This is a genomic window from Neobacillus dielmonensis (genome assembly GCF_000612665.1).
GTDB lineage: Bacteria > Bacillota > Bacilli > Bacillales > Cytobacillaceae > Neobacillus > Neobacillus dielmonensis.
This window is the reverse complement of record NZ_HG942058.1, coordinates 100,341-126,346: the sequence shown is the minus strand read 5'-3', so window position 1 is coordinate 126,346 and position 26,006 is coordinate 100,341. Positions and strand designations below refer to the sequence as shown.

25 protein-coding genes are annotated in these 26,006 nt (G+C 39.8%); 21 read left to right on the top strand and 4 right to left on the bottom strand.

Translation table 11 applies throughout. The annotated features are described in order from the left end of the window. Nucleotide 1: 1 nt before the first annotated feature. The gene (locus BN2425_RS11065) at nucleotides 2–178 is read right to left on the bottom strand and encodes a DUF2187 family protein (RefSeq protein WP_074433050.1); all 177 of its coding nucleotides are present in this window, start codon (nucleotides 176–178) and stop codon (nucleotides 2–4) included. A gap of 517 nt (nucleotides 179–695) precedes the next feature. Here BN2425_RS11065 and BN2425_RS11060 point away from each other — a divergent pair. From BN2425_RS11060 to BN2425_RS11040, 5 genes are all read left to right on the top strand, one after another. Next, complete coding sequence (locus tag BN2425_RS11060) at nucleotides 696–932, top strand: hypothetical protein (protein WP_042458971.1); 237 nt, start codon at nucleotides 696–698, stop codon at nucleotides 930–932. Between the two features lie 34 nt (nucleotides 933–966). Continuing rightward, nucleotides 967–3,156 (top strand): transglycosylase domain-containing protein, encoded by a 2,190-nt coding sequence (locus BN2425_RS11055; protein ID WP_042458967.1) that lies wholly within the window; start codon nucleotides 967–969, stop codon nucleotides 3,154–3,156. Nucleotides 3,157–3,291: 135 nt separating this feature from the next. Next, entirely contained in the window at nucleotides 3,292–3,879 is a 588-nt protein-coding gene (locus tag BN2425_RS11050) for a hypothetical protein (protein ID WP_042458965.1), read from the top strand. A 16-nt stretch (nucleotides 3,880–3,895) separates the two neighbouring features. Then, nucleotides 3,896–4,522 carry a hypothetical protein gene (locus BN2425_RS11045; protein ID WP_235714611.1) on the top strand — a complete coding sequence of 209 codons (627 nt, stop codon included), beginning with the start codon at nucleotides 3,896–3,898 and terminating at the stop codon, nucleotides 4,520–4,522. A 135-nt stretch (nucleotides 4,523–4,657) separates the two neighbouring features. Further along, nucleotides 4,658–6,529, top strand: a complete 1,872-nt coding sequence (locus BN2425_RS11040) for a PDDEXK-like family protein (RefSeq protein ID WP_042458961.1) — start codon at nucleotides 4,658–4,660, stop codon at nucleotides 6,527–6,529. 131 nt (nucleotides 6,530–6,660) lie between these two features. On the opposite strand, the gene BN2425_RS11035 is transcribed toward BN2425_RS11040, so the two are convergent. Further along, nucleotides 6,661–7,032 carry a VOC family protein gene (locus BN2425_RS11035; protein WP_042458958.1) on the bottom strand — a complete coding sequence of 124 codons (372 nt, stop codon included), beginning with the start codon at nucleotides 7,030–7,032 and terminating at the stop codon, nucleotides 6,661–6,663. Between the two features lie 194 nt (nucleotides 7,033–7,226). Between BN2425_RS11035 and BN2425_RS11030 the strand changes: the two genes are divergently transcribed. Next, nucleotides 7,227–7,664 carry a hypothetical protein gene (locus BN2425_RS11030; RefSeq protein ID WP_042459061.1) on the top strand — a complete coding sequence of 146 codons (438 nt, stop codon included), beginning with the start codon at nucleotides 7,227–7,229 and terminating at the stop codon, nucleotides 7,662–7,664. Nucleotides 7,665–7,947: 283 nt separating this feature from the next. Then, entirely contained in the window at nucleotides 7,948–8,934 is a 987-nt protein-coding gene (locus BN2425_RS11025) for a ring-cleaving dioxygenase (RefSeq protein WP_042458955.1), read from the top strand. Between the two features lie 105 nt (nucleotides 8,935–9,039). Here the strand turns inward: BN2425_RS11025 and BN2425_RS11020 are convergent, their stop codons facing one another. Continuing rightward, nucleotides 9,040–10,029, bottom strand: a complete 990-nt coding sequence (locus BN2425_RS11020) for a hypothetical protein (protein WP_042458952.1) — start codon at nucleotides 10,027–10,029, stop codon at nucleotides 9,040–9,042. A gap of 94 nt (nucleotides 10,030–10,123) precedes the next feature. After that, nucleotides 10,124–10,561, bottom strand: coding sequence for a MarR family winged helix-turn-helix transcriptional regulator (locus BN2425_RS11015; protein ID WP_042458949.1), 438 nt, complete (start codon nucleotides 10,559–10,561; stop codon nucleotides 10,124–10,126). 323 nt (nucleotides 10,562–10,884) lie between these two features. Between BN2425_RS11015 and BN2425_RS11010 the strand changes: the two genes are divergently transcribed. From BN2425_RS11010 to BN2425_RS10940, 14 genes are all read left to right on the top strand, one after another. After that, nucleotides 10,885–11,601, top strand: a complete 717-nt coding sequence (locus tag BN2425_RS11010; RefSeq protein WP_042458947.1) for an ABC transporter ATP-binding protein — start codon at nucleotides 10,885–10,887, stop codon at nucleotides 11,599–11,601. Next, nucleotides 11,591–12,748 (top strand): ABC transporter permease, encoded by a 1,158-nt coding sequence (locus tag BN2425_RS11005; protein ID WP_042458943.1) that lies wholly within the window; start codon nucleotides 11,591–11,593, stop codon nucleotides 12,746–12,748. The genes BN2425_RS11010 and BN2425_RS11005 overlap by 11 nt, the downstream gene beginning before the upstream one ends. 67 nt (nucleotides 12,749–12,815) lie before the next feature. Next, on the top strand, nucleotides 12,816–13,370 hold the full coding sequence (locus tag BN2425_RS11000) for a hypothetical protein (protein WP_042458941.1): 555 nt from the start codon (nucleotides 12,816–12,818) through the stop codon (nucleotides 13,368–13,370). After that, nucleotides 13,342–14,010 carry a hypothetical protein gene (locus BN2425_RS10995; RefSeq protein ID WP_154663492.1) on the top strand — a complete coding sequence of 223 codons (669 nt, stop codon included), beginning with the start codon at nucleotides 13,342–13,344 and terminating at the stop codon, nucleotides 14,008–14,010. Before BN2425_RS11000 ends, BN2425_RS10995 begins: the two co-directional genes overlap by 29 nt. Before the next feature lie 152 nt (nucleotides 14,011–14,162). Next, nucleotides 14,163–14,702 (top strand): sigma-70 family RNA polymerase sigma factor, encoded by a 540-nt coding sequence (locus tag BN2425_RS10990; RefSeq protein ID WP_406603190.1) that lies wholly within the window; start codon nucleotides 14,163–14,165, stop codon nucleotides 14,700–14,702. Beyond that, nucleotides 14,695–16,110, top strand: coding sequence for a DUF4179 domain-containing protein (locus tag BN2425_RS10985; protein ID WP_042458936.1), 1,416 nt, complete (start codon nucleotides 14,695–14,697; stop codon nucleotides 16,108–16,110). Before BN2425_RS10990 ends, BN2425_RS10985 begins: the two co-directional genes overlap by 8 nt. A gap of 639 nt (nucleotides 16,111–16,749) precedes the next feature. Next, nucleotides 16,750–17,001, top strand: coding sequence for a hypothetical protein (locus BN2425_RS10975; protein ID WP_042458933.1), 252 nt, complete (start codon nucleotides 16,750–16,752; stop codon nucleotides 16,999–17,001). Between the two features lie 229 nt (nucleotides 17,002–17,230). Beyond that, complete coding sequence (locus BN2425_RS10970; RefSeq protein ID WP_052352836.1) at nucleotides 17,231–19,429, top strand: glycoside hydrolase family 3 protein; 2,199 nt, start codon at nucleotides 17,231–17,233, stop codon at nucleotides 19,427–19,429. 291 nt (nucleotides 19,430–19,720) lie between these two features. After that, a complete protein-coding gene (locus tag BN2425_RS10965) occupies nucleotides 19,721–20,545 on the top strand; it encodes an acyl-CoA thioesterase (RefSeq protein ID WP_042458930.1) in 825 nt (274 codons plus the stop codon). A 155-nt stretch (nucleotides 20,546–20,700) separates the two neighbouring features. Beyond that, nucleotides 20,701–21,132, top strand: coding sequence for a hypothetical protein (locus BN2425_RS10960; RefSeq protein ID WP_042458927.1), 432 nt, complete (start codon nucleotides 20,701–20,703; stop codon nucleotides 21,130–21,132). A 225-nt stretch (nucleotides 21,133–21,357) separates the two neighbouring features. Continuing rightward, nucleotides 21,358–21,894, top strand: a complete 537-nt coding sequence (locus BN2425_RS10955; RefSeq protein WP_042458923.1) for a sigma-70 family RNA polymerase sigma factor — start codon at nucleotides 21,358–21,360, stop codon at nucleotides 21,892–21,894. Between the two features lie 4 nt (nucleotides 21,895–21,898). Further along, nucleotides 21,899–22,870, top strand: a complete 972-nt coding sequence (locus tag BN2425_RS10950) for a DUF4179 domain-containing protein (RefSeq protein ID WP_042458921.1) — start codon at nucleotides 21,899–21,901, stop codon at nucleotides 22,868–22,870. 544 nt (nucleotides 22,871–23,414) lie between these two features. Further along, nucleotides 23,415–25,091 (top strand): alpha amylase family protein, encoded by a 1,677-nt coding sequence (locus BN2425_RS10945; RefSeq protein WP_052352835.1) that lies wholly within the window; start codon nucleotides 23,415–23,417, stop codon nucleotides 25,089–25,091. An 85-nt stretch (nucleotides 25,092–25,176) separates the two neighbouring features. Then, nucleotides 25,177–25,986 (top strand): MBL fold metallo-hydrolase, encoded by an 810-nt coding sequence (locus tag BN2425_RS10940; RefSeq protein WP_042458918.1) that lies wholly within the window; start codon nucleotides 25,177–25,179, stop codon nucleotides 25,984–25,986. Nucleotides 25,987–26,006 lie beyond the last annotated feature (20 nt).

Here is a 26,006-nt window from a genome sequence, read left to right as displayed (position 1 = left end):
TTTACTTAGCAATTTTATAATTTTTATGATTAACTATTGTTGTAATGGGTTCGTCTTTTTCTTTATTGTATCCATATTGCACTATAACAGAATTTTCTCTCACAACGGTAACAATTCCTTCATAGCTATTCCCATCACGATTAAATGAAATATTGTCCCCGACTTTTGCAGTTGCCATTTCATCACCCTGAACTTATTATTTTCAGTCAAGATAAAAAAATACAGAAAAAATTGAAAAACCGGCTGTATTTAATACGAGAAAAAATGCAGCAACCCTTTGTTTAATGTCCCCAAATACTATAGGTATTTTTCTTTAACCTATTCCCTCGAATGTACAAGGAAGATCATACTCATTTCTGAAATAGGAAATAATAGCTAGTAAGTGATGATATGGATACGGAAAAATTAAAGCATACATCTTCTGAATTAGGTTTAAATTGGTCGGGTAGTTTCATTTTTTGCAAATGGTGACCCAACAAACCTGTATAAATAATCTTAATATAATATTCCTATAAGCGTGATTAATCTGCGTCTTTTTTTATTTTTGCCAAAAGTGGTAGTAGATTGTAAAACCAATAACCCCCCCTAAAATTTAAGGACTGCTTCGAACCTATATAAATAGATTCGAGTTATCCATCGAATACTGAAGTTTTTTTCAATAATCAACATGGTAAATAGGAATAGGGGAGTCAGGTGTGAAAGAGTTTGTGGTTTGTTATACCTTAGAAGATGATATTAAAAGAGAAAGAATAATTAAAGAGACTGATGTTAGTAAGGAACAAGTTATCCAAGAAATAGTAAAAAAGATTGAACATCGTAAATACCTTCTTGCAAAAGGTGACCAAGGGGAGTATAGGATCAATTGTTCTTTAATCCGTTATATTGGAGTTCATGATTACGACGAGAAGAATGTTAATCTCATAAATTCATAAAGATAGAAAAGGCTTTAAGTGGGAGAGAAGTTAAATGTCTGAAGAAACGTATCAAACTCGTGGGGAACGAAAACAAGCTGAAAAAAAAGAACAAAATAGACAAAAAAGTGTTAGACCACACAAAAAAGGATCCTTGGTAAAAAAATTGGTCATTGTCTGTTTAGTGCTTGGTCTTATTTCGGCAGGGGCAGGAGCGATTACGATTACCTCAATGGCAAAGGGGGCTCCTGGACTCGATGCTTCTAAACTAGTCGATCCGCTTTCGACGAAGTTTTATGATAAAGACGGAAACTTCCTCTACGAATACGGGAAGGAAAAGCGGACAAAGATTGCGTATGAACAATTACCAAAAGTGTTGGAAAATGCCTTTATCGCTACGGAGGATTCCCGCTTTTATGAACATAAAGGGATCGACTATAAAAGGACAGCAAAAGCTATATTCGTGAACGTGACAGGAGATTTCGGATCACAGGGTGGAAGCACCATTACACAACAGGTGATTAAAAACTCCTTTTTGACTCCTAAGAAAACATTGAAGCGTAAAGTGCAGGAATGGGAACTTGCCTACAAGTTGGAACAAAAGTATTCTAAGCATGAAATTCTCATGATGTATTTGAATAAAATCTACTTAGGAAACCACTCGTATGGAGTGGCGGCAGCAGCAAAGAACTACTATGGGCTCGATGCAAATGAATTGAACAAGTTGACCCTATCACAGGCGGCCATGATAGCAGGACTGCCGCAGAGTCCGAATCATTATGACCCGTCAGTAGCGGAAAACAAAGAAGCGGCTACGGACCGGCGCAATGTCGTTTTACGTTTAATGCAAAGACACGGGTACATTACTGAAAAGCAAATGCTCGAAGCTGCCAAGGTTCCAATAACCGAGGGCCTTGTACCCAAAAACGAGCAACAAGGCATGCCTTATGAGGCATTCTTGGATGCAGTGGTAAAAGAAATGAAAGGGAAGCTGAAGAATGTAGACGTCAGCACCGATGGATTATCGATTTATACGACTCTTGACCCCAAAGCACAAGACTATGCGGACAAATTGATGAAGACCAATGATATCATTGCCTATCCGGATGCAAATTTTCAGGGAGCCTTTGTCTTTTTGGATACAAAAACAGGCGAGGTCAGGGCGATTGGAAGCGGGAGAAACGAATATCAGGCAAATTTCTTGGGACACAACTTGGCAGTTGATCTTAAAAGGCAGCCAGGTTCAACGTTCAAGCCGATTTTTGACTATGGTCCGGCCATTGAAAATTTAAAATGGTCCACTGGGCATTTAATCAATGATCAGCCGACGAACTATTCTACTGGCCAGCCAATTTCAAACTGGGATCATCAGTATCATGGAATGATTACCAGCCGTGCCGCGCTGCAAAAATCCTATAACATTCCAGCGCTACTTACACTCCGAGAAGTTGGGCTTGATAAGGCAAAGACTTTTGCCGAACAGCTTGGTATTTCGTTTGGGAATAACCAAGTATATGAATCCTACGCAATCGGAAGCAATACGGTTAGTCCATTAGCAATGGCAGGGGCCTTCAGTGCTTTTGGAAACGGCGGAGAATACAACAAACCGCATTTTGTCCAAAAGGTTGTTTTAGCAAACGGTAAAACCGTCAATTTCGCGGAGAAACCAAAACGAGTCATGCAGGATTATACGGCCTATATGGTTACCGATATGCTGCGCACCGTGGTAGATGACGGTACAGGTACAACAGCCAATATTCCTGGGTTGGATGTTGCCGGAAAAACAGGAACGACCAATTTTGAAGCACAAACCCGCGCAAAATATGGATACCCTGGTGATGCAACGAATGATAGCTGGTTTGCCGGCTATACCCCACAATACACAATGGCCGTCTGGACGGGATACGCGCAAAATGGACAGGGTACTTATATGAGTGGAAATACGACGAAAATCTCACAGTTACTTTTTAAATCCATGATGGAAGCCTTTGGAACGGACACAGCCAATTTTCAGCAACCAGCTAGTGTTTACCGAGTGGATAATGAGCTTTATATAAAAGGAATCAATGCTGCAGAAGTTCCACCAAAGAAAGAAGAAGTGGTCATTCCTCCGAATAATGGAGGATACAATGCGAAAGAGAATTTAACAAAAGTGGATGAAAAACTCAAAAAAGGGATAGAAAAACTTAAAAAAGAGGAAGAGAAGCGTCGGAAAAAGGAAGAACAAAAGCATAAGCATGGTTAAAAACAGTTCATTTTTTTCCATTGTTGAGTGTAAAAATGAATCAGTAATATTCTCAAGGGTGTGCCAATTTTGGTGCACCCTTTTTAGTATGATTTAGTTGTAAGCAAGTTCATCATGTAACAGGGGGAAAAAGAGATGAAAAAAATAATGAGTGTATTACTAGTGGCCACCATGATGCTGCTGGCTGCATGTTCAGCAGAAAAAACGGAGAACGAGGTAAAAGGAAAAGAGAAGGCAGTTAATGTCGATAAAGGATTATTGAATGTCACAATTACTTTGCCAGCAAGCATGTTTGAAGATCAAAACGTGGATGAGGCAGTTGCCAATGCCCAAAAAGAGGGAATCACCGCCATAAAGAATGAAGACGGCTCAGTGACCTATAAAATGTCAAAATCAAATCATAAAGAAATGATGGAGGAAATGAAAAGCAACGTTATCCAAACCATCGAAGAAGCAAAAAGCGGAAAAGACTATCAATCCATTAAGGACATTACCTACAAAAACAATTTCTCTGAATTTACGATGATTGTCGATCAAGCTGCTTATGAGAACAGTCTGGATGGTTTTGCCGCACTAGGCCTTGGGATGTCCGGCATGATGGTCGAACTTTTTAATGGGGTAAAACCAGATGATTATAAAGTGACGATTTATGTAAAAGACCAAGCGACCCAAACGGTGTTTGACAAAATTGTTTATCCTGATGCATTAAAAAGCCAAGATTAAAAAGGGGGACATAAAAATGAAAAAAGTAAAACTATTATTAGTATCCTTGGCAACAGTTACCGCGCTTGCGGCATGCGGCCAAGACACAAAGGATGTCGCGATAAAGCAGGCAGCGGCAAAACAAGAGCAGCCAAAGCAGAGTGAAGAAAAGGCACAAGAGCAACCGGTATCGAAGTTGGGTTCCCGAACCAACCCCATTCCATTTCAACAAACGGCTGCCGTAGAAGATGAGGTATATAATGATGCTGGTGAGGCATTCCCAATCACATTTGATTTAACGATGGAAGACGTGATTCGCGGTGATGCTGCATTCCAAAAACTTAAATCCATGAATGAATTCAATGAGCCAGCCCCAGATGGATATGAATGGGTGCTTGTGAAGGCAAAAGTGAAATTCACGGAATCGAAAACACAGGATTTAGCATTTTCCATTGATGGAATCATGAATTTTAAAATGGTCAGCGAGAGTGGCGACATTTATTCGGGGGACTCTTTTGCCACAACCAATCCGGAGTTCTCATTTGAGATGTATGTGGGGAATGAAAAAGAAGGATATATTGCAGGACTGGTCAAAACAGGCGAAAAAGCACAGCTCCGTTACGGGGAATTCATGGACGGACAGGTTTTCTTTAATCTACAATAATCGGATTCTTAAAATATGGGCTAACCAAGTTAAGGGTTAGTCCTGGATATATATGAAAGTCAAAATACTTGAACAAAACCATTGTGGTTATTTAACATAATTCTAGAACCAACAAAGAAAGCAGGTAGAAATAGAATGTATTCCATTGATTCGATTGCCCAACTGGATCATTCCCATGAATTTGCCCGTTTGCACCAAAAATTTCATCAGTTTAATCCTCTAAAAGTGCTCCGGGTCGACCAGTTTGAAATCCGGCATTCTAACGTACTCGCCTGGTTGCTCGATCCAAACGAAAACCATCAGCTGGGGAGTTTTTTCATTAAAAAATTGCTGTCGCGATTAGGGACGCGGACAGAAAATGAGGATAAAACATTGGTTGGTGATTTTCTTTCCTATATGTATGCGTCCTTTTCCGATGCGGAAGTGTACCGCGAAGTCAAAACAAACACCAACCGTTACATCGATTTGCTCGTCGTCGTGCCATCGCAAAAGCTAGTGGTCTTAATTGAAAACAAATTCCATGCGGCCGAATCGATGGGTCAGCTTGAGGATTACCTTACCTATGCTCGAAATCGATTTGAAGCGGACGGGTATACCATCCTTCCTATATTCCTAACTCTTGCTAGCGATGCACCATCATTTCCAGATTACTGGATATTAGACTATCATGATGTATTGGAGATTATTGAATTACATATCGAGTTAAATCGGGAAGCAATGTCCGACAGTGTCTATGAGTTTTTAAATTTTTACACGCTGATTTTAAAAGAACAACTCGTTCAGGATGAGGAAGCGATCCAGTTGGCTCTTGATGTTTACCAGGCCAACCAGGCAGCAATTGATACTTTATATGTAAGTCAGCATCAAGAACTATCCAAACAGCCGCGCTTTCGGAAGCTTTTGGATGAAATCACCGGAGTATCGGAGCAACAACAGCAGGCCTTAAAGAAAATTTATGAAAAAAGAAAGCAAACGATCGACTTTATTTTTAAAATCGGCAGCAATGTCTTGCGCCAAGCATTTTTGTCGTTTGTGAAAATGGAGGACATACCTGAAGAAGTCTATCGTGCACATGTTCAAGTTCCGAACTTTATTTTACCAGAATGGCTGGATTTCGCCGAGACGATTGGTGAGCCCGAACAAGGATATTGGTTAGGTCATGGTTTAATTATCTGGTTTGAACGAACCTGGGATGAACGGTTGAAGCTCTCTGTGGAAGTGGGCCCCACCCCTTATGAAAAAAGACTTAAGTTTTTAACCGCGCTGGAGAATCAAGGCGTTCCAATCCGTTCATCAGCCAAAATCGAAGGCAAGAAATATACCAAAATCTATACGCAAACAACTGAAGTATCAGATTGGGCTAATAAACAAGTGATTCTCGATGGCATGGGTCAGCTATACCATGATTCCTCGCTCCATTCTTTATTTAAAAAGATAGCCTTGGCTGTGGAATCTTTGGAAGCAGGTGAGGACGAGGAGGAACTGGATGAATCCGATGTTTATTTGGACCACCATTCCACGGGAAAATTGTCAGAGGGGGCCTTTAATAGATTCGTAGAGTCTCAAGGAATTTATTCGCATCTATATCGAATTCAAAATCGAGTGGCTTCTTTTCTTCTTCCCGTGTTTCGGGAACTGGAAGAGACGTATGGTGGAACCCGGGAAAAATGGTGGTGGCACGATTCGACTTTCACATATTGGTTTGAACGTTTGAAGGACGATCGATTAAAGCTAACACTGGAATTGGGGCCTTTGCAGCCGGAGAAACGGTTAGCTATGATTCACGAGCTGGAATCACTGGGCTTGTCCTTTTCAACGAAATCAAAACAAACATCCTCAAGGTACACCCGGATATTTTCGAAATCAAAGGTCATTACCAATTGGGAGGACGAAGACACCGTCTATCAAGAAATGCTGGAGTTGTTCTCTGACTCGAAAAATCAGAAAATGCTTGAAATGATAAAAGCCATAAAAGAGAAAAATGTAGGGGAAAAAGCGATTCATTAATTCAAAAGGGCTAACCGTTACCGGTGTAGCCCTGCTTTGTTAGTCACTAGAACGCCCTCGTGGCAATGAATCAGAAAATATCGTTGTGCAGCCCTATTATTTTGAATAGAGTAACCTAGAGCTGACCGGAATTAGCGGTGTTGGTCTATAAGAAGTTGATTACCGTCGGGATCTTCTATTATAAAATGTGCTGGTCCTTCACTGGACGCAACTGGTTCTGTCAGCATGTTGATTCCTTTTGCTTGTAGCTGCTTTTGAATCTCGCGGATGTCTGTGAACGATTCGAGATTTTCTGCATTTTGATTCCATCCAGGATTAAAGGTAAGAATGTTTTTTTCAAACATCCCTTGAAAAAGACCAATCACACAATCCTCATTCTTGAGAATCAGCCAATTTTGAGAAAGATCCCCACCAAAGGATTCAAATCCTAGTTTTTCATAGAAAGCTTTTGATTTATGTATGTCTTTGACCGTCAGACTTACAGAAAAAGCGCCAAGCTTCATTGTTTTTCCTCCTTTTCGTAATTTCTAGAATTCTATCGTGCTAGTTTTAGTATAAATAATCCTTTTGGATGATACAATATTTTCCAGAAATTATAATAGTGTGAGTCCACAGAAGCCACTTTTAAAAAAGGAATTTGAGACGATTCCAAAGCATATACGTCTTATTGTATAAAGGGGGCGATATCTTGAATAGAATGAAGTATTTTATAGTTTTTACTGTAATCATTTCCATTTTTATTGCAGGTTGTTCAAAGGAAATAGGTGCTGAAGAACAATTAATTAAAGTTCAGAAGCGGATGGGGGATGAAAATGTATACGAAGACTTTAAAGTTATTAAGAAGAATGAACAAGTACAAAAGGTCAGAGAAATAGTAGATCATATAGATTGGACAAATGCACAGGTTTCTATGGTTCGCCCTGCTGATTATCGCTTTGCTTTTCAATCTAAAAAACCCGGTACGGAAGGAAAAGTAGTGCTGTATGAGCTTTGGATTAGTCCAAATAAAGACAGAGTAGAACTGGTCCTAGATGCTGAAGGTAAATATGTTCAATTAAACAAGAAAAAGTCAGCAGAACTCTTCGAATCTCTCACAGACGGGGAATTAGGAAGGCTTTCTGAGAAGGCTGGTTAAAGATGATGAATTCAAGATGCTACACAACCATATAAAACGAATGAATTGACAGATAGGTCGAGTAGAGATATTATTATTTTGTATTAAAGATTCTCGGATGTGAGATAAAGTGATAATCACATTTAAAGATGACAACACAACAAAAGGGCCAAATTTTGTACAAAGGTCAAGTGTTGCTTTTTTTTAATCCGATATCTCGAATTCGAGATAAGGGTAAATTAATTTGGATTTCTTTGGAGACTATAAAACATATATGTTGTCCGTATATTAAGGAGGAAATAGAGTGAACGAATTAAAAGGAGTACATCACGTTACAGCCATCACCAGCAGCGCAGAAAAAATTTATGAATTTTTTACGTATGTTTTAGGGCTGCGGTTAGTCAAGAAAACTGTGAACCAAGACGATATTCAAACCTATCATTTATATTTTACCGATGATGTCGGAAGCCCCGGTACAGATATGACGTTCTTTGACTTTCCAGGTATTCCAAAAGGCGTTCATGGGACGGATGAAATCTTCAAAACATCCTTTCGGGTTCCAAATGATGCAGCATTGGAGTACTGGGTGAAACGGTTTAACCGATTAAAAGTGGAACATACAGGAATGAAAGAACAATTTGGCAAAAAGACATTGTCATTTGTTGATTTCGACGATCAGCAATACCAATTGATTTCTGATGAAAACAATAAAGGGGTGGCTGCCGGGACACCATGGCAAAAAGGACCGATTCCTCTAGAATATGCGATCACTGGATTAGGACCGGTTTTCGTCCGGATTTCCAACATCGATTACTTCAAAGCCTTGATGGAAGAGGTATTATTATTTAAAGAAACCGCAGCCGAGGGTTCTAGCCATTTGTTTGAAACAGGAGAGGGCGGGAATGGAGCTTCGGTCATCGTCGAATATAATACGATTCTTCCTCGGGCACGTCAAGGGTTTGGAACCGTTCACCATGCAGCCTTCCGTGTCAAGGACCGGGCTGAACTAGACGAATGGATGAACCGGATGCAATCCTTCCGTCTCCCGAATTCTGGTTATGTGGAGCGGTATTATTTCGGTTCCTTGTATACAAATGTGTATCCGCAAATCCTGTTCGAAATGGCCACCGATGGCCCAGGCTTTATGGGGGATGAACCATATGAAACGCTAGGCGAAAAGCTATCGTTACCGCCATTCTTTGAATCAAAACGGGACCAAATCGAAAAATTAATCCGTCACTTTGACACGGTTAGAAGTACCAAAGTGTTTGAAAAGGAATATGAAGATTAAGCTTATGCTGCCATTGTTGCCATGGGGACGGTTCTCATGGCTTTTTTATTGCCATGAAATGGATGAGTCCACTAGAACCGTCCCCGTGGACACCCGTGGACACTTTTAAAGCCCCAACTCTTCAATCAATACTTTAAATGTATGGTAAGCTGGTTTCGGAGAATAATCGTCACGCATAATCCCATACTGATGGAAGAGGTCCTCTTTTGAACTGTCTGCATCCCGGAGTCCGAAAAGTTCATAATGGGTAATATTGAAATCCATTCGCAAACGATAGATGGTTCTTATAATCGTTTCCATTACGATTGATTGACGTTCATATGACCTTTCTATATTGGCTACAGGGTTTTTTCCAGTGGGCCAACCATTTTCAGTTACTCGAATTGGGACTGAAGTAGGTATGCCTACAATAGAAAGATTCTCTCTTAAACCGCGAAGGGTACGTTCAACAGAAGAAGTTACTTCAGTTATCTCGAGTGGCTTGTTTTCGAATACATCCACATAAAAATTATGTCCTACAAAATCAACGGATTCAATAAAAGTCGAATCTACAGCTTTCGCTAGGTTATCCCAAAAATGTGGGACCGATGCAGGACTTTCCGGTACCGAACCAAAGCCAATCTTAACTGGCAAATGAAGCAATTGAGCTTCTTTTTTTGCTGCAATTACACCTTCTACCAAGGCTTGTATGATATAAGGTTTCGAACCTTCCATAAACGATAAATTGGGTTCGTTTGTAATTTGAAGAGAAGCCAGATGAGAACCGTACTTGTTGAGGATTTTTTTAATAAAATCAATCCAATGTTCGAGTTCGATATCGGGTTCCTGATTCTGTGTCCAATCCCCACATCCAATAGTTAAATCCCCCAATAAATTGGATTCAAGATATCGATCTGCATTTGCTAACATTTTTGTTTCCCATTCCTTGGTATAGATGAGGTAAGTTCTTGGAAACAACTTTGTAGAGCTGCCTTGAAGTTCCCGTAACGCAGCCTGAATATTTTTATAATCATCAGCAGGACCTGTTGCCAAACCAAAAGGTGTACCTGCGGCGCTAAGCGGATAAATTCCAAACGTTAATCCTGATGTATCCATTTCTAACTCTCCTTTTACACTTGGAATAGGATATATTCTAACCAACTGCTAAAATCACAATATTTACGGATTTTCCTGTGATTGACCTTTAGGTTCATTCTTCACTCTCCATTTTTTTTAATAAGACATTCACTTTATGAAGAGCGAAGGCTAAATCTCGCTTCTCTTCCTCGCTTATTTTAGTTAAATTTTTTAAAAATCTTTGATAAATTTCGGACCACTTTTTATTTTGTATTTCCTTACCTTTTGATGTTAATGAAACTAACACAGCCCGTTTATCTTTACTGTCAGGTTTCTTCACCAAATAACCCTGAGCTTCTAACTCACTAACGATAGTAGTCAATTGTTGTTTAGTAATATTTAAACCATTACTAATATCTTTAATATTCACCGCTCTTTGTTGCGTAAATAAAAACTCTATAACATGATTTTGCGTATGTGTTAGAGTTATTGAACCCTTGTTTAGCTCGCTAAAGCTACTAAAAAGGTTTGGAATTAGAGCAATGTATTCCTGGGCAATTTTATCGTTCATCTTGTTCTCCTTCTTTGAAATATGGTAAATATACTATTACTAATTTCGTGATTAGTCAAGGATGATACTAAATTATAGTAAATGTTTAATTACTATATAGTCTTAGTTTTAATTTTCCTTGAACCTTTAATAACTAGAATTGGGTTTGGAGAAGGTTCACATATACAAAAAATAGCCCATTTCTTTAAATGCCAAACTATACAAAAACAGCTTTATTTTCCAGGGGTTGGACTCCGAGCAAGCTACTGAGTATAACTTTATGAATTATCTGAGTATTTGTGTAAAATAGTAAATGAAGCAAATAGGTATGAGGAGTTTGATGAATGAAGTTATTGAATGTAGACATAAAATCAGCGGGTTATGAGAAAGACAATGACACAATAAAGAAAATAGCATTTTCCATTGAAAAAGGAGAGTTAGTTGGACTAATTGGACCGAATGGGGCTGGCAAAAGTACAACGATTAAAACCATCTTAGGGCTGCTTGATCATGTAGAGGGCGAAGTGGCTTACGGTTCTGGAATCAATTATTCATACATACCGGAACGGCCTATCTTTTATGATGAATTAACATTATGGGAGCATCTAGATTTTGTTGCTGCAGTGGAAGGGCTTCAAGAGGAAGTTTACCAAACACAAGTTAGGGATCTGCTAGAAAAATATAATCTATTGGTTAAGGCCGATGAATATCCAACCAAGTATTCAAAGGGTATGCAGCAAAAAGCCATGCTGATCCTTGCGATCATCACCAATCCACAACTGTACATCATTGATGAGCCGTTTATGGGTCTTGACCCTAATGCCATGAAACTATTTCTTGAAACAATTGATAAGGAACGAGCCCGCGGTGCTGGCGTCTTGATGTCAACGCACGTATTAGATACAGCGGAAAAAATATGTGACCGATTTCTTATGATCCACAAGGGGCGCCTTGTAGCGAAAGGGACTTTAGAGGAGATACAGCGTCAGTGCCAGCTGCCATCGGGCTCACTGTATGATTGCTTTCACTTCCTAGCAGAAGGTAACGATAATGAAGGGTAAGGATCTTTTTTTTCGTCGCTGGGTAAAAGGCTGGAAATATCAATACAATGTCATTAAATCGGTGGCTGACTGGACCGTCATGTTATATATCATCATACCGGCTGCTGTATTTTTTTCCATCATTTACCGTTCATGGTGGAGCGAACTTCCGACTTGGTTTCATGACATACCTTTGATTCTTATATTTTCTATTTTTTATCTCATCTCATGGGCAGGAACGATTCGAACATATGTGGAGGAAGCGGACAAAGTCTTTTTGATTAAAAAGAATGATTTAATTTGGAAGTTAAAAAAATACGGCTACTATTACTCTATAATTCTTCAAACCTTGACTGTGGTAGCAGCCATCTTCATCCTATTGCCCTTTTTACTCCATCATTATCACATGGGATGGTTAGAAATTACCTCATGGGGAATTTACTTTATTTCGTTAAAGGCATGCTTTATGTTTATAAAATATCTTTTAAGGAACACTTTATCCCGAATCAGTCAAATCATCGTAGGAATCGTCGTATTCTTTGTCTTCAGCTGGATTAACCAGTGGATTTTTATCATAATTGGAAAGGGAAATTTCCTTCCTCTTTTTATAGGTTGTGGTATGGTCCTATCTGTACTGGTTTACTTCAGTTTGCGGCAATTAAGGTTCAACCGTTCAATGGATAGGCTGATTGACATGGAACAGGAACGGAAAACCAGTTTAATCCAATTTTTCTTTGCGGCCGCGCCGGAAATGGAAAAGCCTGTTGTGATCAAGAGAAACAAACCACTTTTATTCCGAAAGTCCAAAAGAATCTTTAAGAAACGTACACCCATCACTGGATTTATGGAATTGTTTATCAAAACCTTTATCCGAAACAAGTCATATGTAAGGGGCTATCTTACTCTCATCAGTGTGACAACCATAGCGATGGTTAGGGTCCCACCCATTTGGATAAAAGTACTGATTTTTCTCGGCTTCCTATTTATGTTGCGTTCTTGGTTAACGATCATTTGGAACAAGGTTTTCAGTTCGCATCCGTTGATGAAAAAATACAACGATAGTGACTTTTACTTTTCAGCAAAAAGTAGAGCAATCAGAGGGATGTACTTGGCCGCGATAACAATATTGAGTATTTTTGTCACAATAGGTCTAGTATTAATTCAATAAAGATAGATAACCGGAAAATCGTGAACAACCTGTGAGCCCCCATAGGCCGTTCGAAAGGGGAGCGATAATGATGCCTACACTTCCTGAAGCCATACTTGCAGCATTTGATGATCTTAGTGGGGAGCGAACCATAAAAGAGATTAAACAATGGATAGACGAGCGGTACGGGGAAAGATGGAAGGATATAGGGACAGCGATGGCAGACATGGTACCTGTATCACATGGAGGAAATGGCTCTTCATCGATTCAGTCAAAATACCGCGTGTTAAATAAAGTAGCAAGGGGAACGTATTGCCTCATTAATAATGAAAACATGAAAGAAGGGAAAATATTAATTCAAAGCAATAAGGAAAAAGAGTTTGGGAAAATTAGTCGAGTGCAAAGAACTTTTAAACAACCAATCGATCAATCCCATTATATGATCCACGGTTCAAAAGACAATATGCTGGAAGTGTATACCTCAAAGAGACTTCCATTTGAACCAAGGGGTTGGCAGTTGGAATTGCGGGATATGATTAGAAATCAGTTAAAGATGTTACATGGGGACGGCATATCCTTAAAAGCTGTATATAAATCGATGGACCAAAGCTTTTTTGATGTTGAAAATTGTATTATTTTATAACGTGGGCCTTGCTGCCTTTAGTCACTTAAAGATAACATCCCTTCAATTTGAAAGAGAATACTCACAGCCCCCAATTGTGAATGGAAACCATTTTGACCATTACCAATCTTATACAATTGGAAAAGAAGAGAAGCAAGTTTCAGAGTTTAGGATAAAGAAAAGGACATTGGCAACATGGAGGAATATTCCAATTCCAAAATTATCTAGTGAGATAAAACCCCATTCTATATGGCACGCAATGAAAATGGGAACGGTCAGCATTCTAGATCGTACAAATATTGATTTTTATGGACTGGAAATAAGTATTAAAGCTCCTATAGATAAGCATGTTCAGATCGTTTCTGTGATGAAACCACTTTTAGATGGAATAATCAGTGCGTTTCATCATCATGACTCATCCAATCTAGACGAAGTTGTCGGTAGATTAAATGCATCTATCAATCTGCCACAAGAACAAATCGCACACTTTTTGCTGGATAATAGCATTAGCATTTTAGGAGAACGAAACCTTATTCAACCATATGGAAATAGGGTAAAATGGAATCCGGAAGATGATGCGTTTCAATTCTTTACAATCACTAAAGAAGCGCAACATCCTAATGATAAATGGACCATTGATGGGGAGATTTTTACGATTTAGCTGCCATGGGGACGGTTCTCATGGCTTTTTTATTGCCATGAAATGGATGGTTCCACCAGAACCGTCCCCTTGGTACCCTGGTATCCAATTAAAACTTTTTGAAACTTTTTTTGTTGATTGATCCCACTAATGAGTAAAGGGGGACACATTAGATGGAAATAGAAAACTACCGGCTGGTTAAAAAAGCCATTAAAGGGAATAAAAGAGCCTTTGAAAAATTGGTTCAGCTACATTATGAAAGAATTTACCGTACGGCTTATCTTTATGTACATAACGAGGAAGATGCGTTGGATGTTGTTCAAGAAGCAACTTATCAGGCCTTTATATCCATCCATTCATTAAAAAGTCCGGAGTATTTTATGACCTGCTTCACCAGAATTGTCATACGATGTTCGGGACAAATCCTAAAGAGGAAAAGCAAGGTTGTTCCGATGAGTGATGAGATATTGTCAAACCTGCAGGGTACGGTAAATCCAAACATGGAGGAATCCTTACAGCTCCTTCAAGCCATTCAGCAGTTACGTGAGAATTATCGAACTGCGATTATTTTATTTTATTATTACGATTACTCGATAAAAACGATTAGCAGTGTCATGGAAATCCCGGAGAGCACGGTAAAAACTTATCTAAGTAGAGGCAAAGCAGAGTTGAAAAAATTCTATAAAAATGAGGAGGACAAATGCCATGGATAACCAGGAGTTCAACACAGCCATAGAGCAAATACCTGTGCCGAAAGAAAAAGTATTTTGCGCCATTTCCAAAGGGATTAACAAGGATGGCAATAAGGGAACGGCAAAGAAAAAGAAGGTTCTTACAGGTGTGGCAACTGCAGCTGCACTACTTGGAATTACCGTTACCTCAGGCTTTGTTAATCCGACCATGAATAAAGTTTTGGCCAAGGCACCTTTAATTGGCGGGATCTTTCAGGAATTTAATGATGAGACTGGTGTAGAGTTGGCAAATCAGGATGCAGTGACAGAATTAAACCAAGCCATTACAAAAAATGGAGTGACCGTAAAGCTGACAAGCGCTTATTTTGATGGCAGTGTCGTATCCATTACCGGATTTGTAGATGAAGGAGTTGAAAAGGGGGGAAACGAAAAAGGAGAAGTAAGCTTTGATATGAACTTCGAACACAATAAAGGTGATGATGACCCTTGGCTAAGGGGAAAATCAAATGACCTTAAGAAAGTGGAAAATGGGTATGAATTTCAATGGAAAATGCAATATCCGTATAAAACATTTAAGGAGAATTTTACTCTTCCTATAACGATTCATAATATTAACGGGATCGAAGGTGAATGGAATTTTGATATTCCCATAAAACAAGAAAAAAATCGTTCCCTTGTGATGAATCAGGAGCAAGAATACCTGGATGATGGGGTCAAACTCCGTATAAAAGAGATTCTAACCGCAAAAGCGTCATCCTCATTTGTTTATGAAACGGTGCAGAAGTACAAGGGTGATGAAATTTATATAAAAGCAGTGGATAATAAAGGAAAAGTGTATAAACTTGGAAACCCAACATATCTCGAGGAATCAAAACAAGAAGATGGATATCATCGTACCGTTCGTACAGAGATGACCAAGCTCAATTCAGATATTACTTCCCTTACTTTTTATCCACAGATAAATTTCGCAGACCCAAAAGTTGAGCAGTTAGTAGACAAAAAGTCATTTGCAATTAAAAGCACACGGTACAATGTAGGCCTGCAGGTAAATGCTGTGTCGCAAAAAGGTGGGAATTTGGTAATCGATTATCAGCTTACAGGCCTTCCACAGAATTTGAGCAAAGAAAAACTTGAAACCATCAACCACAATTTAGCATACCAATTCTGGTTGGTAGATAAGGATTATGTTAGCGAAATCGACCCGGACAATCCATGGCCTCCTAAAAACCACGGGATTCCCTTTAATAAGGTAAAAATGATAGATGAAGCAGCAGCACACTTCCAATCAACTTTTGACTTAAACGGTGAAGAAGAAAGGATTGAGAATTTTAAGCTAGAAAACACCATGCTGCTCTTTGATTTTTCCAGCTTTGTTCCATCTAAAGAATTAAAACCATTTACGATTGAATTCCCAGTGGGCAATGAATAAACGTTGAAAGTAGTTCATTTAGGAGACCAAATAGACTAACAAATCGGTTTCTACTAGAACATAAAAAATATCTTGGGCGATGACTGATGTGGTCACCGTCCTGTTTTTATTACTTTTCTTCTTTAACAATTCTTACCCGAAGTTCTTATCCAAAAACAACAGTAGATAACTGCCTGCGCAAAGATAAATGGAGATTTGTGTAATGACATAGATTGAAAGTTCAAATAAGGTTAGTTTTCTCTCTCTCTTAACCTTTTTGAAGTGTCTATAATAAAAGAGTGAACAAAGGAGTAGTATTATTGCTGAGAATTGGAATATGTTTTCCAATAAACTAACCAAAGAATCATCTCCTCAAAATAAAATTACGTTTTATAACACTATTTTAACACACATTTCCCTCTATCCTTAATTTTCCAAATTCAATATTGGTTCAACCGGATGAATGAAACGATTTTGACCATCAGAACATTGTTTCCAATTTTATAATGATCGTAGTAGCATTTATTAAAGTACAATGTCACATACTTCGCGTACACCGGTAGGTAATCATAATACAGGATATCACCTCATTTTTTATATACAAAATAGGAACAAACGTTCTATAATATAGTATATATACAAAATAAAGAAGGTAATATAATGAGGTTTTACGTTAAAGTGTCTTTAAATATTGAAGGAACGGGAATTTCTTGTGGCCGATATCTTGCAGCAAGGGATCAAGCTGGAGTTCCAAGTGTTGCTTTTCAGTATATTCAAAGCATTAAGCGGCAAACCGGATATCGTTCAACGATTATTGAAAAGGTGATGGTGGATGGGATACAGGACATAACAAAGAAAGTAAAAGAAATTGAAAATAGACCGATTCCCCCTATGGATGATATTTTTTGGTAACGGCTAGCCATTGCGTAAGATCAGCCGTATTCTATTCTTTTAGATCTTAATAAAGGTTGTATAAATAGGAAAAAATTCCCATGAAACAGGAATTTCGAAGTGTTAGAATATTTTTAATAGTTTGTTAAGTGAACAAACTAAACCTTCGTTTTAGGTGTGAGGAGGTGCAATTTCTTTTTCTTTTTTTAAAAAAATGAAAGCGTTTTAAAATAAGGGGAGGAGTAAAAAAATGGCTTCAATATCTTCAAGAATCAGAAAGAAATCTTCAAAACTTAAAAAGACAATGATGACTAGTACTTTAGCATTATCACTTGTGGCACCGGTGATGGTGACTTCTGTTAGTGCAGGCGGCAATGAGGACTTAGGATATGTAGACCCGTCTGCAGGCAACGCAGGAAACTCGGGCGCCAATGTAGAAACGTATCGTGTTCCTGCCAACTCTGAAACGGGCCAGCCAGAAATTGAAGCAGCCAAAAAAGGTGTCTTGAAAATCGGGCAATATCAGTTTAGAGATCTAGATGGCGATAAGAGCCTGGATACTTATGAAGACTGGAGAAAATCGGTCAGTGAGCGGGTGAAAGACCTCGTTGGAAAAATGACCCTGGCTGAAAAAGCAGGAATGATGCTGATCGATACCCATACACCCATCTCCAACCCAACAGATGGAAGATATGTGCGGGCAAATGACCCGATGATTGGTGCCAAGAACATGCGTCATGTCATTTTCCGGCAGACTCCAACTGTTGATGTGATTGCCAAATATACGAATCAGCTGCAGGAATTGGGAGAAGCATCGAGGCTGGGTATTCCGGTTGTCGTCACTTCCAACCCGAGAAACCACGCTTCAACGGATTATACCAATAATAGTGAGGGTACGGGCGTACATACCTTCTGGCCTGGACCATTAGGCTTGGCCGCTGCACGCGATCCGGAAGCGGTCAAAGAATTTGGTGAAATTGCTGCCAAAGAATGGAGAGCGGCCGGAATTCGCAAGGTATACGGCTATACAGCGGATGTTTCCACCGATCCTCTATGGGCAAGAATCGAAGATACCTTTGGAGAAGATCCAAAGCTAACTTCCGAAATGGTCTATAATGTGATAACCGGCTTCCAAGGAGAAAAACTGGGCAAAGGCAGTGTGTCGATTACAGTGAAACACTTCCCTGGCGGAGGGGCCCGTGATAACGGATTGGATCCTCACTTTGAAGAAGGAAAATTCAATCCGTATCCAACTCCAGGCAGTCTATTAAAGTACCATATCCCTCCTTTCCAGGCGGCCATTAAGGCCAATGTCACTGCGGTGATGCCGTATTATGCTTACCCAAGCAATACAAGTGCTGACCAAGGATTACCTTGGTATAGTGAAAACCAGCAATTTGAAGAAGTCGGATTTGCCCTGAACAAGGGGATTTTAGATTTCCTCAGGAACGGCTTGGGCTTTAAAGGCTATGTCAACTCCGATACTGGAGCAGTAGGATCCAATGCCTGGGGCTCTGAAAACTTATCACCTGCAGAAAAGGTGGCAAAAGCAGTGAAGGCGGGTACCGATCTGATTTCAGGTTCCTCTGACCCCCAGTTAATTATCGACGCTGTCAATCAAGGCTTACTTTCCGAGTCAGAAGTGGACGAGTCCGTTACCCTGCTGCTTAGTGAGATGATGAATCTGGGATTGTTTGAAGACCCATATGTAGATCCACAAGAAGCACTGGATGTGGTGAATAATCCAGAAGCACAAAAGGAAGCGGATGAAGCACACCGAAAGTCCATCGTACTATTACGCAACGATAAAAACATCCTGCCTTTAAAAGATGCCAAGCTGAAGAAGGTAAAACTGTATGTGGAACTATTTACGGGCAGCGTCAATGCGGAGGAAAACGAGAAGTTTAAACAAGCAATCAAAAAGTATGACAGCTCGATCACGATTGTAGATAAACTTGAAGACGCCACTCATGCGTTCGTTTGGGTGAAACCGGCTCAATCCAACTGGGACAACAATCCACGGATTACAATAGGTCCTGAAACAGGGATTGCAAATGTAGACCGGATCCTAGAGATTGAAAAAACCGTCCCAACCATCACGGCGATTAACTTTATCAGTCCATGGTTGATTGACAAGATTGAACCAAATGCTGCTGCCGTTCTAGCCACTTATGGAACGAAGCCTGAAGCCATCATCGATGTGATTCGCGGCGAATTTAACCCAATCGGCAAGCTGCCAATGGCAATACCGGCCAGTGCGGATGCAGTTGCTAAAGAAGTCGGTGATGTTCCTAGCTTTGCAAAAGAAGAATATCCTGATTATGCCTATAAAAATAAAGCTGGGGATAAATATGAGTATGGTTTTGGTCTATCTTATAATCAAGGGAAAGCAGTCGGCAAACCAGATCATGCAGGGGAAACGGGAAAGCCCAATTTTGCTGGTAATTGAATAGATATTGGTTTCTCTTTTTGTAAAGCCTCTGGTGTGAGCCAGGGGCTTTTGATTTTTAAAAGTGAGTTATTAAGAGGACTGGTTTTTTTCCTTTTTAAAATTAGGGTAAGACCATACTTGAAAGAACTAGTATGGAAAGGACCCGACGTGTGTACAAGACACTTGTAAATATGTTATATTCGGACTTATCAGAATAAGGAAATAGCGGAAGTGCCTTTATACGGCACCATGATCAAGGGCATTGTGGAGCAATTAGAGAATAAAAATCAGGGCTAGGAGAATGATGTTATGAATCTATTTGAACAAAACCATCCTTTTGATGCCGCCACACGGCTTACTGAGGAGTCAGGCAACTACCACGGTCGGACATCAAAATGTTATGCCAACATGATTGGACCATTTGGCGGAGTGACTGCGGCCACCCTTCTCAGGGCCGCAATGAACCATCCAGCGCGTCAAGGAGAGCCAGTGGCGCTAACCGTCAACTATGCAGCGCCACTTGCGGAGGGCGATTTTGTCATCAAAGCAAGGCCGGCCAGAACAAACCGCTCAACGCAGCATTGGATGATTGAGCTTACTCAGGATGACGAAGTGATCATCACGGGAACAGCCGTATTCGCAAATCGGCGCAAGACTTGGTCCTCCACCGAGGCGCAATTTCCGTCCGTTCCAACCGCAAATGAAGTAGAGAGTATGCCGGCAGAGGGACGGCCAGCTTGGGTGAACAACTACGACATACGGATTATCCAAGGAGGGCTCTCGCTGCCATCACAACCCAAAACAGAAGACACAGCCGATTCTGTTACCATCCAATGGATTCGTGATGAACCGCGCAGACCCATGGATTTCCTATCACTGACAGCGATTTGCGACGCCTTTTTTCCACGTATTTTCGTGCGGCGAAAACAAGTCGTACCCATTGGCACCGTTTCCCTGACCGTTTACTTCCATATTGACTCAGCTGAACTCAACGCGCATGCCGATCAAGAGGTGTTAGGCCATGCCCGTGCACTTCAATTTCACGATGGCTTCTTCGATCAGACAGCGGAGATATGGACGCCGGAAGGGAAATTACTTGCTACCACGAGCCAGATTGTCTATTACAAGGAGTGAATACAAAGTTTACCTCATCAACTGGGCTAAACTTGGTATTGGACTTGGATTAATTAGTTTATACATATAACCCTATGAATCAACAAAAGAGGTTTTATGTTATCAATGAGCTGGCCAAAGCGAACCCATTTTGTACGAACGGGGACGGTGAATGAATGAATAGGATAGTATGTTTATGTTTACTATTGCTATTATTGGTTTCATGTCAATCTGAACAAGTAAATGATAGTTCGCATATAGAAGTAGAAGATGTAGTAAAGGTCTTAAAGGAGAATAAAGTAGACTTAATAGAAACAACATTCTCACATAGTAACTCGTTTGGCTCGGAGTTGAATAAGGCGGAGCCAGAAGCATACCAGTTAAGCGGAAAGCGTTTTTATATATATGAGTTTGAAAATGAACAAGCCCGTGAGAAAGGGTTAGAAGAGTTTACTGAAAAAACGGCAACCATGAATTTAGTTTCATATAGTTTGTTTGAAAAAAGGAATGTATTAATCTTTTATATACACGAGCAAGACGTAGATTCAGAGAATATACCATTTGAACAAGAAATACAAGTTGGATTAAATAGCTTAATTGAGGGGTAAGGTTCCTGGATTATGGGATTATTGCTTTATACGTATAAATTTTTCAATAAAGTGTAACGTAGCGACCGGTTAGTCGGGAAAAGAAGAACCTTTATGGTGGTGATCATTCAACTTATGATTTTCCGATAGATATTTCTATCGGATTATTTTTTTATCGGTGATAGGAATGATAAACGGATTCCGTATTAATTTATGAAACCAAAAACAAACAAAGGAGGGGTATAGGTGAAAGTGGATGATTCATACATAGTGGAACAGATGAAATTGAAAAATGAAAAAAGCATTTCCATATTACTTGATAAATATGGCGGCTTACTATATGCCATCATTCAAAACTATCTTCAGGGAAATCGTCAAGACCAAGAGGAGTGCGTCGCAGATGTTCTTGTGTCGATTTGGTACCATATTGATTCATTCGACTCATCAAGAAACGAGTTTAAGAATTGGATCGCTGCCATTGCTAAGTACAAAGCGATCGATTATGTAAGAAAAGCAGCAAAGGAAATGACATATTTAAGCAAATCAGAATGGACGGAGAATAGTATGGACCAAACCGTGTCTGAAAGTAAATTGCTTGATTTGCAGAGCTTGTTAGAAAAACTGTCGGATATAGAAAGGGCCATATTTGAAAAATATTATCTTGAGGGAGTTTCATCAAGGGAGATTGCAACTGAGTTTAAAGCAAAAGATTCCTGGGTTTACAACAGACTCTCCAGGGGGAGAAAAAAGTTGAGAAATTTATTAATGAGAAATGAGGTGTAAAACAATGACCATCTATCATGAGTTAAATAATGTAAAAGTTGATTTGCAGGAATTTGAAGAAATCGAACTATCAAAAATAGACAAGAAAAGAATTCTCAAGCAGGTTAAAAAAGACCTCTCTTCTAAGGGATCTCGAAATAAATGGATACCGATAAGCATGAGTGTGGCTGCTCTATTGTTGAGTGTAATAGTAACACTTGATAAGGGAACGGTTGCAGATATGCCTTTTATAGGTGAGAAAATAGAGAAATATATTAACAGTAATGAAAATCTTGATTATTCCTCCTATAAAACAGAAATAGGACAAACTGCAGAAAATGAACTGGGCAAATTGACATTAAATGAAGTGATGATAGACGATCATCGGATATTAGTAAGTTCCACCTTTCAGCCAACCAGTCATGTAGATATGGATTATCAAACCGCTATTACCCCCACAGTAAAAATAAATGGGCAAGATACTGCGGTTTCAACTGGGGGAGAAACGGTGGAATTAAATAATCATATGTTTACCATTTTTAATGACATAGAGTTAAGCCAGGAAATCAATTCGGAGAAGGTAAACATAGAAATTAGTTACGATAGTTGGGACCGTGAAGTCATTAACCGACCTTGGGTTTTTAAAGTAGAAGTGAACCAGTCGCAGTTAATGGAAGAGAAAAAAGTGTTTGAATTGAATAAGCAAATTACGCTTGATTCCGGAGATTTAATCACGATCCGGGAAGTAGTGACAACCCCAATGTCAACAACAGTTTATTATGATTTATCTCAAAGCAAGAGTGAAGATATTCATTTTAAAATTGAATCTCAAGCGGGAGTTAAGGGAGAGTTTAGCTCGGCATCTAATTCAAATAAACCAGGGGATTTGTCTTATTCACGTTTTAATGGAGTGACGTTAGAAAATGGGGAGTACTTCCTGATGGTTTATGACTCAGAGGGCAACAGGTTAATGAAAGAAGCGGTTCCTATTAAATAATAAAAAAACGACCAGCTTTTTATAATGAACGGAGAGACTTAACTACACTTCATTGGTGACTCAAGCAAGGTTCATAACATCATAAACACCATTTTGGATACTTATGAGCTAAGCAGAAATAGCTAGAAACATGGGAGGTTATAAAAAACGAGGTGTACCATTATTTGGGTCCACCTCGTTTTTTTAGGGTTGTTGCTTATTCAACTGCTTAAAACATATTGCCTATATATAAATGATCGAACAGCCGGAAAAATCGCCAGCATGGTTGTTAATAGATAATCCGTTTGGTTAATCGTATACAAGGAGTTTCCGTGGGGTAGGAACCGGTAAAAACCAAGAGCATCTTTTTTTACCGAGATAATGATCAGTGATAAAAAGTGGTAAAAAAATCCTATTTTGTTATTAAAAAAAGAGAAAATATTCACCCATTTCAGTAATTATGCTATTATTTAATTAGTACCAATATTTGGAAAGGAGGTGAGTCTTTTTACACCGTGGGTTACATACTCGAAGGGTTAATAAAGAATAGAAAAGGAGCATGGGGATGAAAAAATGGTTTGCCTTTTTGACAGCTTTACTCTTGGTAACTTTCTCTCTTATTCCAGCCGCAGCGGAGGGTGGAAATGATAACTCAAGGCATCAGGTATTAAAAAATCTCGTCAACAACCAAGACCAAAAAGCACGTATGCTATGGTATGACTTATCCGCCAACATAGAATACCTCAACACAAAAGAAAAGGTGAAAGACATTGTCGGCAAGACAGCCAGAGCCAATATTGACACCATCATTTTGGATATAAAGAACTCCACAGGATTTGTTGCCTACAAAAGCAATCTGGCCCCGCATGCAAGCACTTCACAGAAAATAGCTAAATTTCAAGGGTATCCAAAAGATTACGACCTCCTGCAAACAGTCATCGATGAAGCCCATAAACACGGCATCAAGGTTCATGCCGCGATTAACGTCTTCTCGGAGGGAAGCACCTTTGACCAAGAAGGCCCGGCATACCAACATCCAGAATGGCAATCCGTTATCTATGAAGGGGCAAGAATCGCGACAGCTGCCAATGGAAGCACATTAAAAATTAACGGTTCCAATGTTGTTCGCCAAACAGACTACCTCGTTGTATACACACCAGACAAAAACAAAGTATCTCCTGCCAATCGCTGGGGGGCGGAAGTACAAGTTGTAAACAACACGGTTACGCAAGTTTCTGATCGGAATACGTATAATGGTCCAGCCTTAGAGGTGCCTGAAAACGGTTACGTATTATCCGGACATGGAAAAGCTCGTACATGGCTTCTCAATAATGTGAAAGTCGGTGATACGATTGATATTTCCAAATCTGAAACGAAGCTGGTCCCAGCTTCACAGGCTTCCGGTAATGCTACATTCGTCAATCCGATCCGTGACGATGTTCAAACATATGAATTAGGGATCATAGAAGAATTAACAAAGAACTATGATGTAGATGGAATTGTGTTAGACCGTGCCAGATATAATAGTATTTACGCAGATTTCAGTGATCTAAGCCGTGAAAAGTTTGAAGCGTACATCGGCCAAAAAGTGGCCAATTTCCCAAATGACATTTTCCAAATCCAATTTGATGATAGCGGCCAAAAAATAGTTCCAGGCCCTTTGTATCAAAAATGGATTGAGTGGAGGGCAGGGAACATCCAGTCCTTCTTTAAGAAAGCGGAAAAGCGAGTCCACGAGATTAATAAGGACGTCTATTTCAGCACCTATGTTGGTGCCTGGTATTCCGATTATTATAGTGAGGGAGTCAACTGGGCAAGCCGGACACATGTGCCAACCTACGACTGGACCAGCCCAGATTATAACAAAACCGGTTATGCCGAAACATTAGACTTTATTATGACCGGAACGTATTTTGAGGATGTGACAAAGGAAGAGGCATTGGCAAACGGACGACCTGCGGAACATAGTGTCGAAGGCTCAGCGGAGGTTGCCATGGACGTCATTAACGAGGCTACCTTTGTTTATGGCAGCTTATATTTAAACCAATATAGTAATAATCCAGAGCAGTTCCGTAAAGCATTAAGGAAGGACATGGAAAAAACTCACGGCGTCATGCTATTTGACCTGGTTTATCTCGAGTGGTTCGATTGGTGGCATATTGTAGAGGAGGAGTTTGCAGAACCATCTAAACCTCCGCATCATAATCCAGGGTTCTTAAAAATGATTCGTAGTGATAAGTAAGATGGATTGGGGGCAGGTTCTATAACCTGTCCTTTTATTCAACTGGTCGAAGACATTATTTTATGAGAATGAGAGGATGATAGTTATGAAAATACAGATCCTTGGAACAGCGGCAGCTGAGGGGTTTCCAGGCATATTTTGCAATTGCCTGCATTGCAAAAAAGCCAGAGAGTTAGGCGGCAAAAATATCAGAACCCGTTCTTCGGCCATCATTGACGATACGATAAAAATTGATTTTCCACCTGATACCTACCATCATGTCCTTACCCATGATTTGGACCTATCAAAGGTGGAACACTTATTATTTACCCACACCCATATGGATCATTTTAATCCCAAGGACCTTGGCATGAGAACACCTGGTTTTGCCCACGACTTCCCATACCCACTGGAAATCTACGGACATGACGTGGCTATTCTTAAATGCAAAGAGGCCCTGCTGCACGCCGAACCTTACTTTTCCTACACGCTGATGCAGCCATTTACGACCTATCAAGTGGGGACTGCCCGAGTCACACCGCTGCTTGCAGACCATAACCCACTTGAAACATGCCTGCTGTTCTACATTGAAAAAGACGGGAAAACAATCTTTTACGGCCATGATACCGGCTGGTTTCCGGATGCTACCTGGGATTGGCTTAAGGATAAAAAATTGGATGCAGCGATTCTCGATTGCACGAATGGACTGTTGCCAGAACGGCGCAATCATCTAAACATTGAGGCAGTGAAGGAAATCCAAACGTTTTTTAAACAAAACAACATAATCGATGAAAATAGCCAAATCATCGTGACCCACTTTTCCCATAATATTGGGCTGATGCAGGAGGATTTGGAAGAAATCTTTGCCCCTATTGGCATTCAGGTGGCATATGACGGCATCTTGCTATGTGTTTGAAGTCCAAAAACTGAGGAGAT

Bases quoted from the DNA above. Each gene is read 5' to 3' on its own strand.
- BN2425_RS10965 (WP_042458930.1), top strand. From the start codon at position 19,721: ATGAATCTATTTGAACAAAACCATCCTTTTGATGCCGCCACACGGCTT.
- BN2425_RS10960 (WP_042458927.1), top strand. From the start codon at position 20,701: ATGAATAGGATAGTATGTTTATGTTTACTATTGCTATTATTGGTTTCA.
- BN2425_RS11030 (WP_042459061.1), top strand. From the start codon at position 7,227: ATGAAGTATTTTATAGTTTTTACTGTAATCATTTCCATTTTTATTGCA.
- BN2425_RS11065 (WP_074433050.1), bottom strand. From the start codon at position 178: ATGGCAACTGCAAAAGTCGGGGACAATATTTCATTTAATCGTGATGGG.
- BN2425_RS10990 (WP_406603190.1), top strand. From the start codon at position 14,163: ATGGAAATAGAAAACTACCGGCTGGTTAAAAAAGCCATTAAAGGGAAT.
- BN2425_RS10985 (WP_042458936.1), top strand. From the start codon at position 14,695: ATGGATAACCAGGAGTTCAACACAGCCATAGAGCAAATACCTGTGCCG.
- BN2425_RS10970 (WP_052352836.1), top strand. From the start codon at position 17,231: ATGGCTTCAATATCTTCAAGAATCAGAAAGAAATCTTCAAAACTTAAA.
- BN2425_RS10945 (WP_052352835.1), top strand. From the start codon at position 23,415: ATGAAAAAATGGTTTGCCTTTTTGACAGCTTTACTCTTGGTAACTTTC.
- BN2425_RS11055 (WP_042458967.1), top strand. From the start codon at position 967: ATGTCTGAAGAAACGTATCAAACTCGTGGGGAACGAAAACAAGCTGAA.
- BN2425_RS11005 (WP_042458943.1), top strand. From the start codon at position 11,591: ATGAAGGGTAAGGATCTTTTTTTTCGTCGCTGGGTAAAAGGCTGGAAA.
- BN2425_RS10975 (WP_042458933.1), top strand. From the start codon at position 16,750: ATGAGGTTTTACGTTAAAGTGTCTTTAAATATTGAAGGAACGGGAATT.
- BN2425_RS10950 (WP_042458921.1), top strand. From the start codon at position 21,899: ATGACCATCTATCATGAGTTAAATAATGTAAAAGTTGATTTGCAGGAA.
- BN2425_RS11035 (WP_042458958.1), bottom strand. From the start codon at position 7,032: ATGAAGCTTGGCGCTTTTTCTGTAAGTCTGACGGTCAAAGACATACAT.
- BN2425_RS11045 (WP_235714611.1), top strand. From the start codon at position 3,896: ATGAAAAAAGTAAAACTATTATTAGTATCCTTGGCAACAGTTACCGCG.
- BN2425_RS10940 (WP_042458918.1), top strand. From the start codon at position 25,177: ATGAAAATACAGATCCTTGGAACAGCGGCAGCTGAGGGGTTTCCAGGC.
- BN2425_RS11040 (WP_042458961.1), top strand. From the start codon at position 4,658: ATGTATTCCATTGATTCGATTGCCCAACTGGATCATTCCCATGAATTT.
- BN2425_RS11020 (WP_042458952.1), bottom strand. From the start codon at position 10,029: ATGGATACATCAGGATTAACGTTTGGAATTTATCCGCTTAGCGCCGCA.
- BN2425_RS11010 (WP_042458947.1), top strand. From the start codon at position 10,885: ATGAAGTTATTGAATGTAGACATAAAATCAGCGGGTTATGAGAAAGAC.
- BN2425_RS11050 (WP_042458965.1), top strand. From the start codon at position 3,292: ATGAAAAAAATAATGAGTGTATTACTAGTGGCCACCATGATGCTGCTG.
- BN2425_RS11015 (WP_042458949.1), bottom strand. From the start codon at position 10,561: ATGAACGATAAAATTGCCCAGGAATACATTGCTCTAATTCCAAACCTT.
- BN2425_RS11000 (WP_042458941.1), top strand. From the start codon at position 12,816: ATGATGCCTACACTTCCTGAAGCCATACTTGCAGCATTTGATGATCTT.